This is a genomic window from Nonomuraea sp. NPDC026600 (genome assembly GCF_040638335.1).
GTDB lineage: Bacteria > Actinomycetota > Actinomycetes > Streptosporangiales > Streptosporangiaceae > Nonomuraea.
In genome coordinates this window covers 34,099-50,458 of sequence record NZ_JBEZYD010000041.1, presented here as the reverse complement: position 1 = coordinate 50,458, position 16,360 = coordinate 34,099, and the positions used below count along the sequence as shown (strand labels likewise).

Genomic DNA, 16,360 nt, shown 5'->3' with positions numbered 1-16,360 from the left:
CTGAAGGGCCGCGCCTGTCACAGATGTCGATTCGATCAAGGGTGTTGTATGAGCTACGAGACATGGGAATCGCCCGAAGACCTGCCGCTCCTCACGGTCGGCATCAGCCAGCAGACCCAGTATCGGCCGCCGTTCGTGGGCGACCTTTCGGGGCGCACGTTGAATCTCGTCGACACGGTCGGATCGCAGATGTCCTGCTCCTTCGAGAGTGCCCACCAGCTGCATCGCACTCTCGCTGGCGTGACGACGGCCGGCGAGTACGACGCCACCCTGGTACGCCCGGGGATCTACCTGGTCGACATCCTGACGACCGCCGTCAACCATGAGGGCGCTGTCGCCGGACTGCCTGTCAACGAGACCTGGGCGCTCGACCTCAACAGCGGCCTGGTCACGATCGTCACGTCCTACGTCCACGACAGGTTGAACAACACCCGCTGGGTTCGCAGCGTCGACGAGCACTGGTTCGTCAACGGGGTCCGGCCTGGAGCGCACCCCCGCTCAGCGGGCATGGTCGGGAAGCGCGTGATGTGGCAATACAGCGACACCGACCGTTACGACCACATCTACATGAACTCCCACAACTTCGCGTGGCAGTGCATCGCGGGGATTGAGAAGGGGCTTACCGAACTCGATCGGACTCGCGCCTATGAAGTGGCCGCCGACCTGTACTTCTTCGGCTGGAGCGAGCACGTGCAGCCCGTGGAGTCCATGCTCTTCGTGGACCTCGCCGCGATGCGTACCTACGGACGCATGTTCGGCTGGGAAGCCAGGACCGAGGAGATCCTCCACCACCAGTTCGGTGCGATCGGCAGCCTGCTGAACGTCACCACCCACCCCGAGTCCCTGCAGGCTCTGACGGAGCCTTACGGCTGTGCCGATGAGCAACCGCACGGGCAGTTGCCCTGATCCGCAAATCCCTCACCAAGGAGAGACCCATGGACAAGTCCACGCTGTCGCATTGGTGGCACAAGATGGAGATCACAAACGGAGGGCCTATTCCCGAGCGTCCCGCCCTTGCGCAGGACGAGGAGGCGGACGTCGCCATCGTCGGCGCGGGCTACACCGGTCTCTACACGGCTCTGGAACTTCTCAAGTCCGTCCCCGAGTTGAAGGTCGTCCTGCTGGACGCCAACGTCGCCGGCTACGGCGCGTCCGGCCGGAACGGCGGCGCTGTGATCGCCCAGCTCAACGGCTCACGCTCGTTCTGGGCCAAGCGCGGAGGCGGCCGGCAGGCTGCGATCGACATGGAGCGCGCCGTCCAGAAGGCTGTCTATCAGGTCGGCGACATCATCACCTCCGAAGGCATCGAGTGCGGCTACGCACACAACGGCGTGATGATGGTCGCCCGCACCGAGCTGGAGGCCAGGCGCTTCAAAGCCGGCATCGACGAGGACCGTCAGTACGGCTTCGGGCCCGAGGACTCCCGTTACCTCTCGCAGTCGGAGATCCTCGATAAGATCAACATCGCCGGAGCCCTCGGTGCCCGATGGAGCGCCCACTGCGCCAGCCTCGACGGTGGTCGTCTCGCCCGCGGCCTGGCTGTGGCCGTGGAGAAGCGGGGTGGCGTGATCTATGAGAACTCCCGGGTGATCCGTATCGAGCCGGGCAAGGCCATCACGGCTCGCGGAACGGTTCGCGCCAAGTTCGTGGTCCGCGCCACCGAGGCCTACAGCGAGTCGATCAAGGGTCAGGAGCGCACCATCATTCCGATCCACACCACCATGCTGGCCACCGAGGTGCTAACTGACGAGCAGATCGCCCGGCTGCGTTGGGCCGGCCACGAGGCGCTGCTCGCCGATCACCCCTTCCTGCACCTGCAGTTCACCAGCGACAACCGCATCACCATCGGCGGAGACGACCCGCGCGTGCCCTACAAGTGGGGCTCGGCGCCGAGCGCCGACGGTCCGGCCGAACCGGAGGTTCGGGATCACTACTACGGGCAGCTCGTCAAGCTGTTCCCTTTCCTGGACGGCATCAAGATCGTCGACACCTGGCAGGGCGTCTTCGGTACGACCAGGAAGTGGGCCCCCAACGTGAGCCTTGACCGCGCCACCGGCCTCGCCGTCGCCGGCGGCTACGTGGGCGAGGGCCTTGCGCCCTCCAACATGGCCGGCCGAACGCTACGTGACCTCATCCTCGGCCGCGACACCGAGATGACGCGCCTGCCGTGGACGAATATGAACGGCCGCAGATGGGAGCCGGAGCCGCTGCGCTACGTCGGTGCCGGCGTCATCTGGGCCGCACGCGCCGCAGGAGATGCGAATGAGCACCGCACCGGCAAGCCCTCCTCACTCATATCCATCGCCAACCGTACGGTCGGCTTCACCGGGCACGTCGGCTGAGAAGGGCTGCACGCCATGACTGAGATCCAATTGCGCAGCGGCGGTCTCGGGCCGTACGAACTGCCCGGCAAGGTCGCCGTGGTGACCGGAGCCAGCAGCGGCATCGGCGCGGCCACCGCACGGGCGCTGGCACGAGCCGGCGCACACGTGGTGGTCGGCTACAACAGCAGTCCGGAACGCGCGGACAGCGTCGTCCGCGAACTACCCGGCGAAGGACACCAGGCCCTTCGCCTGCCAATCGAGGACACCCCGGCGCTCGAGGCCGCGGCGGCGGACATCGGCGAGCGCTTCGGCAAGGTCCACGTTCTGGTCAACTCGGCCGGTTCAACGGCGAAGGTCGCCCACAGGGACCTGGAGGCGATGACCGACGAGCTGTTCGATTCGATGCTCCGGATCAACGTACGCGGCCCGTTCGCCGTCACCCGCACGTTCGTACCGCTCCTCCGGGCGAGCGGCGACGCCATCGTCGTCAACATCTCCTCGCTCTCGGGCACGACCGCATCGGGAAGCAACATCGGGTACTGCGCGGCGAAGGCAGCCCTCGACAACCTGACCATGTCCCTGGGGCGCGCGCTCGGACCAGGGATCCGGTTCGTCGGCCTGGCTCCTGCAGCCGTCGAGACGGACTTCGTGGCCGGCCGCGGCCGTGACGCGATCGCCGCCCAGGCGGCGTCGACGCCGTTGCAGGTGCTGGTCCACCCTGATGACATCGCCGAGGCGGTGCTGGGGGTGGTGCAGAACCTGCGGGTGGCGACCGGAACGACCTTTATGGTCGATGGGGGAAAGCACCTGTAGAGGCGCGATAATGCTGGTCGCTGCGGTGCCCGACGATGGGCGAGTCAACGAAGACGGGAGTGCATGTGGACCAGTTGCAGGCATTGGCGGAGAACATCCGGGCGCTTCGTGCCATGCACGGGCTCTCCCTGTCGCAACTGGCCGAGCGCTCCGGGATCGCCAAGGCGACCTTGTTCAAGATCGAGCGTGGCCAGACCAATCCAACGCTCGACACTCTCACCGCGATTGCCGAGACCTTCGACGTCACCGTGATCGACCTTCTGACCATGGCGCCTTCGCCGGTCGTCGACGTCGTCCACGCCGGCGAAGGCGTGGATATGTCAGACGACGTCTCCAGAGGCGAGATCCTGCGCAGCCAGGTGATCGGTGCCGGAACTCTTGAGATCCACTCCCAGACGTTTCGAGTGGGAGCCTCGGAGGTCTCTAACTCCCACGGCGCGGGTGCTCGCGAGCATGTGCTGGTCCACAGCGGGACGATCGAGCTTGGACCAGTCGGCCACGAGGTCGAGGTTTCGGCGGGCGACTACGTCACTTACCTGGCCGATTGCCCGCATCGCTGGCATGCGATCGGGAACGACGCCCACGTGTGGATCATCCACACCTATCCGCGTGCCGCGGCCTTCATCGAAGGTTGAGCAACGAGGTACGTCCGCAGCCGGTATCAGGCCAGGGCGAACACCGCGGCACAACCGCACACGAATATAGGGGAACCGCTGATGTCGTCGAAGGCTGATGTCGAGCCGACCTTCGTCATGGTGCGCGAGGTTCGCACCGCCTACCGGCGCAAGGGCGAGGGCAGACGACTGCTGTACCTGCACGGGGCGGGCCTCACTTGCCGGTGGCTCGAGCTGCATGAGGAACTCGCCTCTGACCATGACCTGATCGCCCCCGAGCACCCGGGCTTCGGACAGACCCCTCGGCCTCGCTGGTACCGGTCGATCCACGACCTCGTGCTGCACTATGCCGACTTCCTCGACGAACTCGGCCTTTCCGGGCGGTTGGATCTGGTCGGCCATTCCTTCGGCGGACTGCTGGCCGGCTCCTTCGCCGCAACCTTCCCTGACCGGATCCGCAGCCTCACGCTCATCGCGCCCGGCCCTCTGCCGACGATCAACCCACCGTTCGAGGTGCCAGAGGAAGTTCCCGCTGACTTCGACTTCGACGAAGTCCTCTTCAACGGCAATCAGGCCGACTATCCAGACTTCCGGCACGCCGATGACAACGGCGATCTGCTCGGTGATGACGACGGCGACAGGTACGCAGCCCCGCCCGTCGACGCCCTGGGACTTGAACTGCCGACAACGCTCTACCGTCAGCTGGCGCGCGTGAAGGCCTCGGCCCAGATTCTGGTGCCGGACGAGGACCGGCTGTTCGGCCCGGAGATCTCCCAGCAGTGGGCCGCTGCGCTCGGCAACCCTGACGTAATCCGGATCGAGGGAGCCGAACGGCCCACGGGACACCTGCTCGTCGTGCAGGAGCCGCACCGGATCGCCGCACGAGTGCGGGAGCTTGCCGACAAGGTCTGACTTTTACCTTGTACATCTGTACAAGTAGGTCCCGGCGGGATAGTGTGCCGATATCCGGTTTCCCTGTGCTCATTATCGGAACGATTGAGCCCTGCTGAGAAAGGAAGGCGATGACCGACACCACGACATCGGCGCTGGACTGGACGTACCGTCGTGAGGCTGAGCGTCTGAAGGTCTACGACCTCGAGGTCGCGGTCCGTCGCGATGGGGACGGAGAGACGCTTCTGTTTCTGCACGGCGTGGGCTTCACCCGACAGTGGCTGCCGTTGTACGCCACGCTCGCCAAGACCCTGAACGTGGTCGCGCCCGAGCACCCCGGCTTCGGTGACACCACTCTGCCGGCCTACTACCGCGACTTCACCGACTACGTCCAGCACTACGACGCCTTCATCGCCGCCCTCGGTGAGGGTTCGGAGTCGAAGAAGATCCACCTGGCCGGCCACGGACTGGGAGCGCGTCTCGCGGCCCATCTCGCCACTTACTACCCGAGCCGCTTCTCCTCGCTGACCTTGATCGCCCCGTCGGGCTTGCGAGCCGATGACGAGCCGCTGATCGACTTGTTCCGCAAGTCCGCCGAGGATCTTCACGCCGCTGAGTTCAACGGTCGCCAGGACCAGTTCAAGGAGGCCTTCGAGCTCAAGGGCTTTCCGGAGGACACCCTCGACTCCTACCGCGACTCCACCGCGCACGCGCTTATGACCTGGACCAACCGTTTCGACGTGCAGCTGCCGCACCGGCTGGGGCGGGTCGCCGTGCCAACCCTGGTGATCGCGCCGGAAGAGGACCAGATCGGCGGCCGAAGCGCCGCCGCACGATACGCGGAACTGATTCCCGGAGCACACCTGGAGAAGCTCGCGGGTCCGAACGGCGAGCCGAGCTCCTACGCCATGACCATCGAGCAGCCCGTCGAGGTCGCGGCGCTCATCACCGCGCACGTCGCCGCGTGTCAGGAGAAGTGAGGACCGAGATGACCGACCGCGAATTCTTCGTCATGCTCAACGGCGCCTACCCCCAGGTGCCGTACGCCCCCAAGAGGGGCTCCAACTACATCGACCTGCCCAACTCCGTCTACGACAAGGCCGAGGGCCAGCGGGTTCTGGAGCGCCAGCTGCGTACCTTCGTCTCGCTGGAGGAGCTCGGGTACGACGGCGGGGTGGTCAGCGAGCAGCACAACGGCCCGATCGGCCTGCTCGGCAACCCGATGCTCGCCGGTGCCTACGTCGCCGCACAGACCAAGTCCATCAAGATCGGCGTGGTCGGCCCGATCATCAACGGCTACCTGACGCCACTACGCATGGCGGAGGAGTACGCGGCGCTCGACATCATGTCCCGGGGACGGCTCCTGCTGGGTCTGCCGATGGGTCACGGCATGCAGTACCACTCCATCGGCGCGGTCAACCCCGCCACCGCACGCGCGCGCTACCGGGAGGCACACGACCTCTTCATCAAGGCGCTTACCCACGATGGGCCGTTTGAGTGGTTCGGTGAGTTCTACCAGATCCCCTACGTGAACCTGTGGCCGCGACCGCTGCAGGACAAGCCGGACATCGTCATCCTCGGCGGCGGTTCGCAGGAAACCCTCGAGATGGTTGCCAAGCAGCGCTACGGCTACCAGGCCGTCGGTGCTCTCTCCCAGGACGCGATGTGGAAGGCCGCCGACAAGCTTCGCCGCCTCTGCGAGGCCGAGGGCTACACCGCCGCCCCCAAGCAGGTGTGGTCCATGGTCTCCGTCCACGTCGCCGAGACCGACGAGCAGGCGCGCCTCGAAGCCGAGGCTCACTCGCTGTGGACCTCGCAGAACTTCTTCCTGTCGCCGTTCCACGACAACTTCCCGCCCGCCTACCTGACTGCCGGATCGATGCGCGGAGTTCTCGGCGGCGGGTACCGCAGCGAGTCCACCGACAAGAGCACCTTCGACCGCGCGATCGAGAACGGGACCCTCATCGTCGGCTCCCCTGAGACCGTGCTGAAGCAGATGGAGGCCATGCTGGAGCGCGTCGGCCCCGGCCGTGTGCTGCTCGACCCGATGGCCGACACCAAGCCGGAGTGGCTCGCGAACAAGACCCTGCAGCTCTTCGCCGAAGAGGTGCTCCCCAAGCTGCGCCAGAGCACCAAGAAGGGTCCGGAGACGCAGGGCTTCAACTCGCTGGCCGAGTATGGCGCGAAGCGCGGCGAGACCCCGGCGCCGCTGGTCACCTTCGGTGACGGACTGGTCAACGCCCAGACCGCCCACGTCGCCGAGGCACGGACGGTCATCGAGCCCTGGAGCCCGAAGGCGTGACCCTCCACGCCGTCCCCGGACACGCTTCGGTCGTGGTGGTCGGGGCAGGACTGTCGGGCCTGGTCGCGGCCACCGAGCTACGAGCCGCCGGAATCGAGGACGTGCTCGTCCTCGAATCCCGCGACCGGATCGGTGGGCGCGTCCACGGCGCACAACGACCCAACGGCCAGGAGATCATGACCGGCGGCGAGTTCACCGGAGCCTGGCAGACCCAACTCCGGTTGCTCGCCTCCAGTCTCGGGATAGAGGTCGAGCAAGCAGCCGATCCCGATGCCGCGGGTGCCGGCGCCATCGTCCGTCTGACGCCGACCGGACGGGTCGTCGAGGCATACCCGTTCGAGGACGATGGAGAGGCCGGCGCTGCTTACGAAGCCGCCGTCGCCGCCATCGACGAACTCGCCCTGACCGTCCCACCCGCAGCCCCTTGGCAGGCACACCGCGCCCGGAGCTGGGATTCGATCAGCATCAACACCTGGCTGGAGGGCAACGTCGCCAACGCTGACGCCCGAGCCGCAATGAGCAGCGACCTCGTCGCTTACGGAAGCCTCCACGAGGCCTCGTTCCTGTCTCTGCTGTGGGGGGTCTCCCGAGCCGGTGGCTGGGAGGCCTCACACGATCTCAGCGGCCGATTCATCGGCGGCAGCGCTCAGATACCGCGTCGTCTCGCAGAGCGGCTCAGTGACAAGATCCACCTGAGCACCGCAGTCCGGACGATCGAGCAGAACGGCGACCAAGTCACGGTGCGTCACGATCGCGGGACCACGACAGCACGCACCGTCGTGGTCGCGATGGAGCCCGGACAGGCCGCGTCGCTGGAGTTCATCCCCCCGTTGCCGGCTGACCGGGCCCGTCTGCAATCGCGTTGGCTGGCCGGGCACGGCGGCAAGTACATCGCCTTCTACGACACGCCCTTCTGGCGCGAGGACGGCTTGGCCGGCATGGCCATCGCACCCGGTCCGCTGCCGTTGGTCATCGACGTCTCGCCGGCCGACGGCTCCGAAGGCGTCCTGCTGGCCTTCTACTTCGAGAGCAGTCAGACCGCGCCTGCGCTGGTGGAGGCCGAGGCCAGGCCCGGAGGCATCGAAGCATACGTCCTTGACCTCTTCGCTCGCGCCTTCGGTGAGAGGGCGCGCGCAGCCAAGGAGTTCTACGCGTTCTCCTGGGCCGGCGACCGCTGGTCACGAGGCTGTAGTACGCAGTTGCCTCCCGGCGTCCTGACATCGGTCGGGCACACCCTGCATCCTGCGGTCGGCCGAATCGTGTGGGCCGGGGCCGACAACGGCGAGAAAGACTGGATGGAAGGCGCTGTCCTCGCTGGTCGCACTGCGGCAGCCACCGCGGTCAAGGTCGTCCTCGACTGACTGCGTTTCCTCTCATCCGCAACTGTGGTCCGTCCGCCGGTACAGCCGGCTGGTTCATGCGAGCACAGAAAAGTCACGGCCGGGGTGGTGTCCACCCCGGCCGTGGCTTTGGTTGCGGTGAGAGCGTCAGACCTCCACCCGGCCTGCGCGAAGCGCAGCCGCCTCCTCGGCGCTGTCACCAGATGCGAGACCGTCGTAGACATCCGGCCTGTTGGCCTTGAAGTAGAAGGCGACCCCGAGCCCGATGACGAAGACGAGCGGCAGAATCCACGGGATTGCCTTCGTCCACGTCTCCTGGTTGCCGGTGATGTAGGTGAACGACTGGATCTCGGTCACGAACGCAGTGATCAGGAGCACCGTCGCGAGCGCCGGTGCGATCAGACGCTTCCAGATGTTGAGGTTCCCGGCTCCCTCTCGGAGGAAGAACGCGATCACGGACGCCGAGGCGAGGCCCTGGAGCGCGGTCGCGGCGAGCGCGCCCAGCCCGAAGCCGACGGCGGCGAGCTGGGTGTAGGGGTCGATGCCGACGGCGCTGAGGATCAGCGGCACGACCAGCCCCAGCCCCGACAGGAGCAGAACCGCCGTGCCGGGCGCCCCGTGCTTGTTGTCCTTGGCCAGGAAGCTCGGCAGGACTCTGTCCTTGGCCAGGCCGTTGAGGTAGCGGCCCATGAAGCTGGTGATGCCGATCGCGCACGCGAGCTGTGCGACCAGGACGCAGATCGCGAAGATGTTCAGACCGGCCGTCCCGAGGCTCTCCTGCACGGTACCGAAGATGAATCCGACGAAGCCCTGCTGCTGGACGGTGTCCATGAGCTCGTGGCGCCCGGCGAGACCGGTCAGCGTCCAGGACTCGAAGGCGAGTACACCGGTCAGGATGATCAGGGCGCCGTACAGCGCACGCGGGACAGTGCGCTCGGGGTCCTTGGCCTCCGGCGAGTACAGCGCGCCCGCCTCGTAGCCCTGGAAGCACAGGATCGCGAAGACCAGGGCCACCTTCCAGTCGCCGATCTCCAGGGTGCTCCAGGAGAAGACGTCGAGCGGGATGGCGGACGAGCCGTGCTTGACGATGATCGCGATCGCGAGCACCAGGATGGCGACCACCTCGACCACGACGACGACGCTGACGACCTTGGCGTTGAAGTCGATCTGCCGCCACGCGAACAAGGCGGTGATGACCGTGCTGATCAGCAGCAGCCACTGCCAATCGATGTTGACGTTGAGGGTGGAGGAGAGCACCTCGTGGGCGACGATCGCCTGGACGGCGGCGGTCGCGACGAGGCCGACGGGGTAGCCCACCACGGCGATCATCGCCGCGCCTACTCCGGCAGGACGGCCCAGGCCTCGGGTGATGTAGTTGTAGAAGGCGCCGGGACGGTTGATCCGCCGGACCATCTGGGCGTAGCCGATGCAGAAGATGCCGACGATGACGCCGGCGACGATGAACATCAGCGCCGTCGACGGACCACCGAACGCGAGCCCGAGTGGGAGCGTTCCAGCCGTCGCGGAGAGCGGCGTCATCGTCGCGATGATCAGCACGATGATCTTCCAGGTGCTGAGTGTCCGCCTGACCGTCGGCGGCCCGGTGGTGATCTGTTCGGTATTGGCCACGCCAGGCTCCTTGGGGGTTGAGCTGCTAGTGAACCGCGATGCTGATCCCAGACATTAAACGAATACGCATGTAGTTGTGAAGAGAACAAGGTAATTAGGTTTTTCCCTGGTCGCTGCCCGGGAGACTCCTCGTCAGAGGCGCCGAGGCTTGCTGTGGGCCACGGTTCTGCGCCCTTGACGCAAGGGATAAGGGATAGGGACGCTTAGATGCCCGAGGGAGGGATTGGTAGCGTCCCCGGCGTGAAGGATACGACCAGGCGCCGTTCGCGGCGCTATGACCCCGAGCGGCGTGCGCGAATCGCAGACGCGGCGCTGCGAGTGCTGGCACGCGACGGAATCGAGTCACTGACCCACCGTGCGGTGGCTGCGGAGGCCGACGTGCAGGTCGGATCGACGACCTATCACTTCGCCAGCAAGGACGAGTTGTTGTTGGCGGCCATCGAATCGGCGGAGGAGCGCAGTACGGCCGTCGTCGAGGCGATCTTCCTTGCCGAGCGGCCGCAAGACGATCTGGCCTCTGCGCTGGCTCGGTTCGTGGAGGTGCTCACCACGGATCACCGTGAGCAGCTGATCCTGGACTACGAAATCTTCCTCGCCGCCAGGCGCAAGCCGGCACTCAGGTCTGCTGCCGGTCGCTGGATCGAGGACTCCTTCAATCTGATGCGCCGGTTCGCTGATGACGCGACCGCCAGGATGCTGACAGATCACATCGAGGGCCTTCTCGTGCAGGCGGTCGTCTTCGACCGGCGGCTTCCAGCCGACGGCACCTTTCCGGCCTTCCAGCGCATCGTTCATCAATGAGCTCTTCGTGTCAGTCCGAGCCAGGGTCTGGCCGCCGGAAGCTGGGAGGCGCCCATCACGCCACCTGGTGCTACGATCACGTCGGGGATGCGGTTGAGAACGGCGATGTTGGTGATCTGCTCGCCCGGGAATGGCCGGTGTTCCAGGACCAGCCGAGGGGTGCCGTCGATCGTCAACCGGTCGGAGGGCTGCTGGTCGTCGGTGAGGATGACGGTGTGCAGCGTTCCTTCCAGGGCGACCCCCTGCGCGGTCTCGATCAGGGTGCGCTCTTTGGTTCCGATGATGCGCCCGGGCATGATCGTCCGGTTGCCGGCGGTCCACCTGACCGGCTCGCCGGCCAGGACGGGCTCTGCCGAGAGCGTCGTGCACGTGGGCGTCAGGCCGATGAGCCGGGCGGCTTCCTGAAGCGCGGCACCGAGCACTGCCTCCCCTTCGCCGGCGACGTACGGCTGCGGTCCAGACGCGGAGGTCGCATCGGGCGGCCGGCCGATTCCGAGGAAGCTGGCCACGTCCATCGAGAGCGTGTTGACATCGACCACGTGTTCGACGGCGATGCGGGAGATGTTGCTGGAGGAGCCTGCCGCCAGCGCGGGCATGTGGACCCACCAGGTGTCTTGCACGCCTGTGGCCAGCAGCGTTGCCCCAGTCTTCTTGCCGAGCGCGTCGAGCTCGGGCTGCCAGGACTGTTCGGGGTCGAAGAGCTCGGCCGGCAGTGCCACGACGTTGACGCCTGCGGCGAGGAGTTCGCGCGCGAGCTCGACGGCAACGGTGGTCGGCACGGTGGCGGCCAGAACGGCGACATCGGGGAGCGTGCCGGAAGCCTCGGCCGGCGACGCGTGGACGATCGCACCTTCCTTGGCGCCTGGGACGATCGCTGACAACGGTTGCCCCACCAGGTCGTTGACCTCGACCGCGCCGACGAGGTCATAGCCGCGTTCGACGATCTGCGAGGCGAGCAGCAGACCGTGATGGCCGAGGCCGACGATGATGACGCGGGTAGCGGCGGGCTTGCCGGCGGCGGGGTGGACGGAAATCACGGGATTCGACATGTCACGTCCTTCTCATCTGGCGCTACTCGGCGATCGCAGGGAGGATCGTGGCCGTGGCCTCGCCGAGCGGACGTGTGGGGTCGCTGGCGATGGTGGCTCGTAGAACCACCTGGTCTCCGTCTTGCAGGAACGTCCGGCTACCGGCCGCACCGAGGTCGATCTCCTTTGTTCCCCCCCAGGAGATCTCCATGAGGGATCCCATCGCGCCCTGGTCGAAGGAGGAGATCGTGCCGGTGCCGTAGAGGTCGCCAGTGCGCAGTGATGCTCCGTTGCGGACCATGTGGGCCAGTTGCTGGGCGGGGGACCAGTACAGGAGACCGGCTTCAGGCCGAGTGAGGACTTTCCCGTTCAGCTCGAATTCTAGCAGGATGTCTGGATTGCGTGGTTCTGTGGTCTGCAAGTACGACAGCACGGCAGGCTCCTGAGCAGGGCCGTCGACCCAGGCATCGTCCAGCGCGTCCAGCGGGACGACCCAGTGGCTGATCGTGGTGGCGAAGGATTTCGCCAGGAAAGGTCCGAGTGGCTGATACTCCCACGCCTGGATGTCGCGTGCGCTCCAGTCGATGAGGATGACGACGCCGAAGACGTGGTCTCGGAACTCGCTTGCCTTCACGGGTGTGCCGAGCTGGGAGGGGGCCCCTATCACATACCCGAGCTCGACCTCGATGTCGAGCCGCGCGCTGGGCTGGAAGGCGACACCGTCGGCAGTGTTGACCTGGCCGCTGGGGCGTACGACGTCGACGCCGGAGGGAATCACGGTTCCGGCTCGGCCGTGGTAGCCGACCGGGAGGGAGCGATAGTTCGGCTTGAGCGGGTCCTTGTCCTCTGGGCGAAGGATGTGGCCCATGTTGGTGGCATGCTCGATGCCGGAGAAGAAGTCGACGAAGTCGGCCACCTCGATGGGGAGCAGGACCTCCACGTCCTGGATCCTGTAGACGCCGCCCTGGCCGGCTTCCACGCCTGCCGCGACGCGGGCAGTCACCGCGGAGCGGACCTCCTGCCAGCGTGAAGGGCCGCGGGACATGAAGGCGTTGAGGCTGGGCTGGGCGAACTCGGCAGGGGAGTCGATCAGGTCGGAGAGGTCGAGGACGAGCTCACCGACTGCGACCCCGATTCGCGGGTCGTGTCCCGCGGGCCGGAAGACGCCGTAGGGCAGCGTGCGAGTTCCAAAGTCCACCGTCATTTCAGGCTCCCACCGGAGTCGCCCAGTGGAATGAGATCACCTCGACGAGTGGCTGCCATTCGTTGGTGAACGTCGGCGAGGTGGTCGGATCGCCCAGCGCGGCCTCTCCCGAGGCCCGGTCGGGCCAGATCCAAATGTCGACGATGGAGCCGTCCTCCTGCTCATACCACTGCGTCGTCACCTCAGGGTGCCGGGCGTGATATTCGGCGAGCATGGTGCGCCGAAGCTCCTTGAGGCGCGGCAGCGCACCTTGTTTGGGCCGGATAGTAACGACCTCGACTGCGGTCATGCCGGTTTGCTTCCTCGTGTGATGGGTGGCGTCGGGATGTCTTCAGCCACTGGATGTGCGGACGTGTATCTCAGCGGGTGAAGTGGCGCTCGATGCCGTTCCAGACCTCGTCGTACCCGGTCTGGAGGTTGGGTGCCGTCATGGCCTGCTCGGAGACGATGATCGGGAGCCTGATCTCGAACATGAAGGCGAGGGTGTCGTCGACCTTGTGCGGCTTGAGGTCGATCGTGCTGGCGACGTCGTAGGTCTCGCGGTCGGGGCCATGGGAGGTGAAGCAGTTGTGCAGGCTGGCGCCGCCGGGGACGAAGCCTTCGGCCTTGGCGTCGTAGACGCCATGGACCAGGCCCATGAACTCGCTCATGATGTTGCGGTGGAACCACGGCGGGCGGAAGGTGTTCTCACCGACCAGCCAGCGCGGCGGGAAGATCACGAAGTCGGCGTTCGCCGTGCCGGGCTTGCCGCTGGGTGAGGTGAGCACCGTGAAGATCGACGGGTCGGGGTGGTCGAAGGAGATGGTGCCGATGGCCATGAACTTGCCCAGGTCGTACTTGTAGGGCGCGTAGTTGCCGTGCCAGCCGACGACATCCAGCGGGGAATGGTCGTAGTCGGCGGCCCATAGGTTGCCCAGGTATTTCTGGTAGAGCACGACGTCTTCGTCGTGGTCCTCGAAAGCGGAGACCGGGGAGAGGAAGTCTCGGTGGTTGGCCAGGCCGTTCGCGCCGATGGGGCCGAGCTCGGGCAGCGTGAACAGGTGACCGTAGTTCTCGAGGATGTAGCCGCGAGCCGTGCCGTCGGGAAGCTCGACCTTGAACCGGATGCCGCGCGGGACGACCACGATCTCGCCCGGGCGGACGTCGAGGAGGCCCAGCTCGGTGGCGACGCGGAGCCGGCCTTGCTGGGGAACCAGGAGCATCTCGCCGTCGCTGTTGACGAAGTACTCGCGGTCCATCGACTTCGTCGCCAGGTACATGTGGATGGCTACGCCGTCCTGGGCGCGGACGTCGCCCGTGCCGCCGATGGTGAACATCGACTCCACGAACGTCTTGGGCGCCGCAGGCAGCTCGAAGGCGTCCCACCGCAGCCGGTTGGGCTCAGGGGAGGGGTTGTTGATCGGGCTGGCAAGCAGGTTACCGGCGACCTGACGGTAGTGACCGTGCTTGGCGGACGGGCGGATGCGGTAGACCCAGGTGCGTCGGTTGTCGTGTCGGGGCGCGGTGAAGGCAGTGCCGCTGATCTGCTCGGCGTACAGGCCCAGCGGGGCCCGCTGCGGGCTGTTACGGCCCTCCGGGAGAGCGCCAGGGACGGCCTCGGTGACGTGCTGGTTGCCGAATCCGGCGAGATAGCACAACTGGGCAGTCGGCTGAGTTGTGGTGAGGTCGGCCGGGGCCTCGAGGCTGGTCATGGGTGCCCTCCTTTGGCGGAGTGGGAAATAGCGCTGGTCACGTGATTGGCTTGATAACCGGTTGGCTTTGTTCGTTGTTCGAAACAACGATGGGTCGTCGCTTGTGTGCTTGGCGACCGGTCGTGATCGCGGGCCGATGGCCAAGGGCGCGGCCCACAGCTCCGGTGATGTCGGCTATGTGGGGTGCGTGCAGGACCGCCGCGACGTATCCGTCGGGCCGGAGGACCCAGACCTCATCTGGAGCGATGCCGAGCACGACCGCGGCCTCGCGAGCGAGATCCTTTACGGCGTGTGCGCCGACGGGACCTGGGATGTCTTCGAGAGCGGTCGCGACGTCCGAGGGATCCACAGAGCCGCCGTAGAGCACGGCAACGCCGCTACGTGCAAGGACTCTGAGACGACCTTCGCCCTCGGCGGCGGAGAGGGGAAGGTCCGGCACCAGGACACCCGGTCCGGGCATTGGCACTTCGCCCCGGGCAGGTCGACCGGCGAAAGGATGCGATTCATCGGGTGTGGTCAGTGGTGAGTCGACGTACCAGAACGGCTCGGCCAGTCGGCCGGAGTCGACCTTGGCGCGTGCGACCTCGTCGGTTCGGGCGCTCTGGAGGACCGCGAGGCGGTGGCGCATCTGCTCGTCGCCGGTGGGCACCAGGAACCGCATGGTCGCCCCGGTCACGTCGATGTTCTCCAGGGCCGCCGCGTGCCTCTCGTCGTGGTAGCTGTCAAGCAACGTCTCTGGTGCCCAGTCATGGAGCACGAAGGCGAGCTTCCACGCTGCGTTCTCGGCGTCCTGGACGCCCGAATTGAGCCCGCGGGCGCCGAAGGGCGAGACCAGATGGGCCGCGTCGCCGGCCACGAGCACCCGGCCGACCCGCATCCTGTCCACGACCCGGGAGTGGAAGCGATAGACCGACTTCCACACGATCTCGTAGGGCCGCGGGCCGATGACCTTCCTGATGCGGTCGTCCAGACCGCCGCAGGCTTCTTCGGCGGCGAGGTCGAATCCCGGTGGCACCTGCCAGTCGATACGGAAAGTCGAATCGGGACAGGGGTGGATGAGGACCTGGCGGCCGGGGTTCCACGGCGGATCGAAGTAGAAGCGTCGTTCCTTCTCCCATCCCGGCAGGGTGGTACGGATGTCACAGATGAGGAAGTGGTCCTCGAAAGACTCGCCGCCGAAGCTGAGGCCGAGCATGGCGCGAATGTCGTCGCAGCGCGGGCCGGTGGCGGCGATCGCGTACGAACCGCGGACGACGACCTCTCCGCTCGTCGTGGCACACGTGACGCTGACTCCGTGCCCGTCTTGGGCGATGCCGGTGACCCGGTGTCCCCATCGCACGTCGACGAGCGGCTCCGAGGCGATGCGCGCATCGAGGATCGCCTCGGTCTCGGCCTGGGAGATGTTCACGAACGGCGGGAACGGCGAGCGCCCTCGATCGGCGAAGTCGACGCTGAACAATTCGGAGTCCCGGTAGAACGTCCGCGACGTGCTCCACGTCAGGCCCCTACGGGCGATCTCGGCGCCGGCGCCCACGCTCTCCCAGATGTCGAGGACGTCGCGCTGCTGAACGATCGCCTTGGAGCCGGTCAGGTCCCGCTCGGGGCGGCCATCGACGACGACGGCCGGGATGCCCCAGCGGGCGAGAAGGAGCGCGGCCGTCTGACCGACTGGCCCATTGCCCAGGACGAGGACAGGCGCTCCGTCGAAAGAGGTCGTCATCGG

At 66.5% G+C, this 16,360-nt stretch carries 15 protein-coding genes; 9 read left to right on the top strand and 6 right to left on the bottom strand.

The window, feature by feature from the left end:
- Positions 1-48: 48 nt before the first annotated feature.
- The 8 genes from AB0F17_RS53965 to AB0F17_RS53930 all read left to right on the top strand — a co-directional run bounded on the left by AB0F17_RS53965 (position 49) and on the right by AB0F17_RS53930 (position 8,305).
- Positions 49-906, top strand: a complete 858-nt coding sequence (locus AB0F17_RS53965) for a MoaF C-terminal domain-containing protein (protein ID WP_358041086.1) — start codon at positions 49-51, stop codon at positions 904-906.
- Positions 907-935: 29 nt separating this feature from the next.
- On the top strand, positions 936-2,342 hold the full coding sequence (locus AB0F17_RS53960; RefSeq protein ID WP_358041083.1) for an FAD-binding oxidoreductase: 1,407 nt from the start codon (positions 936-938) through the stop codon (positions 2,340-2,342).
- Positions 2,343-2,357: 15 nt separating this feature from the next.
- The gene (locus tag AB0F17_RS53955) at positions 2,358-3,137 is read left to right on the top strand and encodes an SDR family oxidoreductase (protein WP_358041080.1); all 780 of its coding nucleotides are present in this window, start codon (positions 2,358-2,360) and stop codon (positions 3,135-3,137) included.
- 65 nt (positions 3,138-3,202) lie between these two features.
- Positions 3,203-3,772 (top strand): XRE family transcriptional regulator, encoded by a 570-nt coding sequence (locus AB0F17_RS53950; protein WP_358041078.1) that lies wholly within the window; start codon positions 3,203-3,205, stop codon positions 3,770-3,772.
- Positions 3,773-3,889: 117 nt separating this feature from the next.
- Positions 3,890-4,663: an alpha/beta fold hydrolase gene (locus tag AB0F17_RS53945; RefSeq protein WP_358041075.1), complete on the top strand. Its 774-nt coding sequence runs from the start codon at positions 3,890-3,892 to the stop codon at positions 4,661-4,663.
- Positions 4,664-4,773: 110 nt separating this feature from the next.
- Entirely contained in the window at positions 4,774-5,622 is an 849-nt protein-coding gene (locus tag AB0F17_RS53940) for an alpha/beta hydrolase (RefSeq protein ID WP_358041072.1), read from the top strand.
- A gap of 8 nt (positions 5,623-5,630) precedes the next feature.
- Positions 5,631-6,944, top strand: a complete 1,314-nt coding sequence (locus AB0F17_RS53935) for an LLM class flavin-dependent oxidoreductase (protein WP_358041069.1) — start codon at positions 5,631-5,633, stop codon at positions 6,942-6,944.
- A complete protein-coding gene (locus AB0F17_RS53930) occupies positions 6,941-8,305 on the top strand; it encodes an FAD-dependent oxidoreductase (RefSeq protein ID WP_358041066.1) in 1,365 nt (454 codons plus the stop codon). Before AB0F17_RS53935 ends, AB0F17_RS53930 begins: the two co-directional genes overlap by 4 nt.
- A gap of 126 nt (positions 8,306-8,431) precedes the next feature.
- Here the strand turns inward: AB0F17_RS53930 and AB0F17_RS53925 are convergent, their stop codons facing one another.
- Entirely contained in the window at positions 8,432-9,913 is a 1,482-nt protein-coding gene (locus AB0F17_RS53925) for an APC family permease (protein WP_358041063.1), read from the bottom strand.
- A gap of 240 nt (positions 9,914-10,153) precedes the next feature.
- On the opposite strand from AB0F17_RS53925, the gene AB0F17_RS53920 reads away from it, so the two are divergent.
- Complete coding sequence (locus tag AB0F17_RS53920) at positions 10,154-10,714, top strand: TetR family transcriptional regulator (protein ID WP_358041060.1); 561 nt, start codon at positions 10,154-10,156, stop codon at positions 10,712-10,714.
- Here the strand turns inward: AB0F17_RS53920 and AB0F17_RS53915 are convergent.
- The 5 genes from AB0F17_RS53915 to AB0F17_RS53895 form a co-directional block, all read right to left on the bottom strand.
- Positions 10,708-11,763 (bottom strand): hypothetical protein, encoded by a 1,056-nt coding sequence (locus AB0F17_RS53915; RefSeq protein ID WP_358041057.1) that lies wholly within the window; start codon positions 11,761-11,763, stop codon positions 10,708-10,710. The genes AB0F17_RS53920 and AB0F17_RS53915 overlap by 7 nt on opposite strands.
- Positions 11,764-11,785: 22 nt before the next feature.
- Positions 11,786-12,946 (bottom strand): fumarylacetoacetate hydrolase family protein, encoded by a 1,161-nt coding sequence (locus AB0F17_RS53910; RefSeq protein WP_358041054.1) that lies wholly within the window; start codon positions 12,944-12,946, stop codon positions 11,786-11,788.
- A 1-nt stretch (position 12,947) separates the two neighbouring features.
- Positions 12,948-13,235 (bottom strand): hypothetical protein, encoded by a 288-nt coding sequence (locus tag AB0F17_RS53905; protein WP_358041051.1) that lies wholly within the window; start codon positions 13,233-13,235, stop codon positions 12,948-12,950.
- A gap of 70 nt (positions 13,236-13,305) precedes the next feature.
- Entirely contained in the window at positions 13,306-14,637 is a 1,332-nt protein-coding gene (hmgA, locus tag AB0F17_RS53900; RefSeq protein WP_358041048.1) for a homogentisate 1,2-dioxygenase, read from the bottom strand.
- Between the two features lie 37 nt (positions 14,638-14,674).
- On the bottom strand, positions 14,675-16,357 hold the full coding sequence (locus AB0F17_RS53895; RefSeq protein ID WP_358041045.1) for an FAD-dependent monooxygenase: 1,683 nt from the start codon (positions 16,355-16,357) through the stop codon (positions 14,675-14,677).
- Positions 16,358-16,360 lie beyond the last annotated feature (3 nt).

Coding starts and splice junctions, on each gene's coding strand:
- AB0F17_RS53965 (WP_358041086.1), top strand. CDS start 49: ATGAGCTACGAGACATGGGAATCGCCCGAAGACCTGCCGCTCCTCACG.
- AB0F17_RS53960 (WP_358041083.1), top strand. CDS start 936: ATGGACAAGTCCACGCTGTCGCATTGGTGGCACAAGATGGAGATCACA.
- AB0F17_RS53955 (WP_358041080.1), top strand. CDS start 2,358: ATGACTGAGATCCAATTGCGCAGCGGCGGTCTCGGGCCGTACGAACTG.
- AB0F17_RS53945 (WP_358041075.1), top strand. CDS start 3,890: ATGGTGCGCGAGGTTCGCACCGCCTACCGGCGCAAGGGCGAGGGCAGA.
- AB0F17_RS53940 (WP_358041072.1), top strand. CDS start 4,774: ATGACCGACACCACGACATCGGCGCTGGACTGGACGTACCGTCGTGAG.
- AB0F17_RS53935 (WP_358041069.1), top strand. CDS start 5,631: ATGACCGACCGCGAATTCTTCGTCATGCTCAACGGCGCCTACCCCCAG.
- AB0F17_RS53915 (WP_358041057.1), bottom strand. CDS start 11,763: ATGTCGAATCCCGTGATTTCCGTCCACCCCGCCGCCGGCAAGCCCGCC.
- AB0F17_RS53910 (WP_358041054.1), bottom strand. CDS start 12,946: ATGACGGTGGACTTTGGAACTCGCACGCTGCCCTACGGCGTCTTCCGG.
- AB0F17_RS53905 (WP_358041051.1), bottom strand. CDS start 13,235: ATGACCGCAGTCGAGGTCGTTACTATCCGGCCCAAACAAGGTGCGCTG.
- hmgA (WP_358041048.1), bottom strand. CDS start 14,637: ATGACCAGCCTCGAGGCCCCGGCCGACCTCACCACAACTCAGCCGACT.
- AB0F17_RS53895 (WP_358041045.1), bottom strand. CDS start 16,357: ATGACGACCTCTTTCGACGGAGCGCCTGTCCTCGTCCTGGGCAATGGG.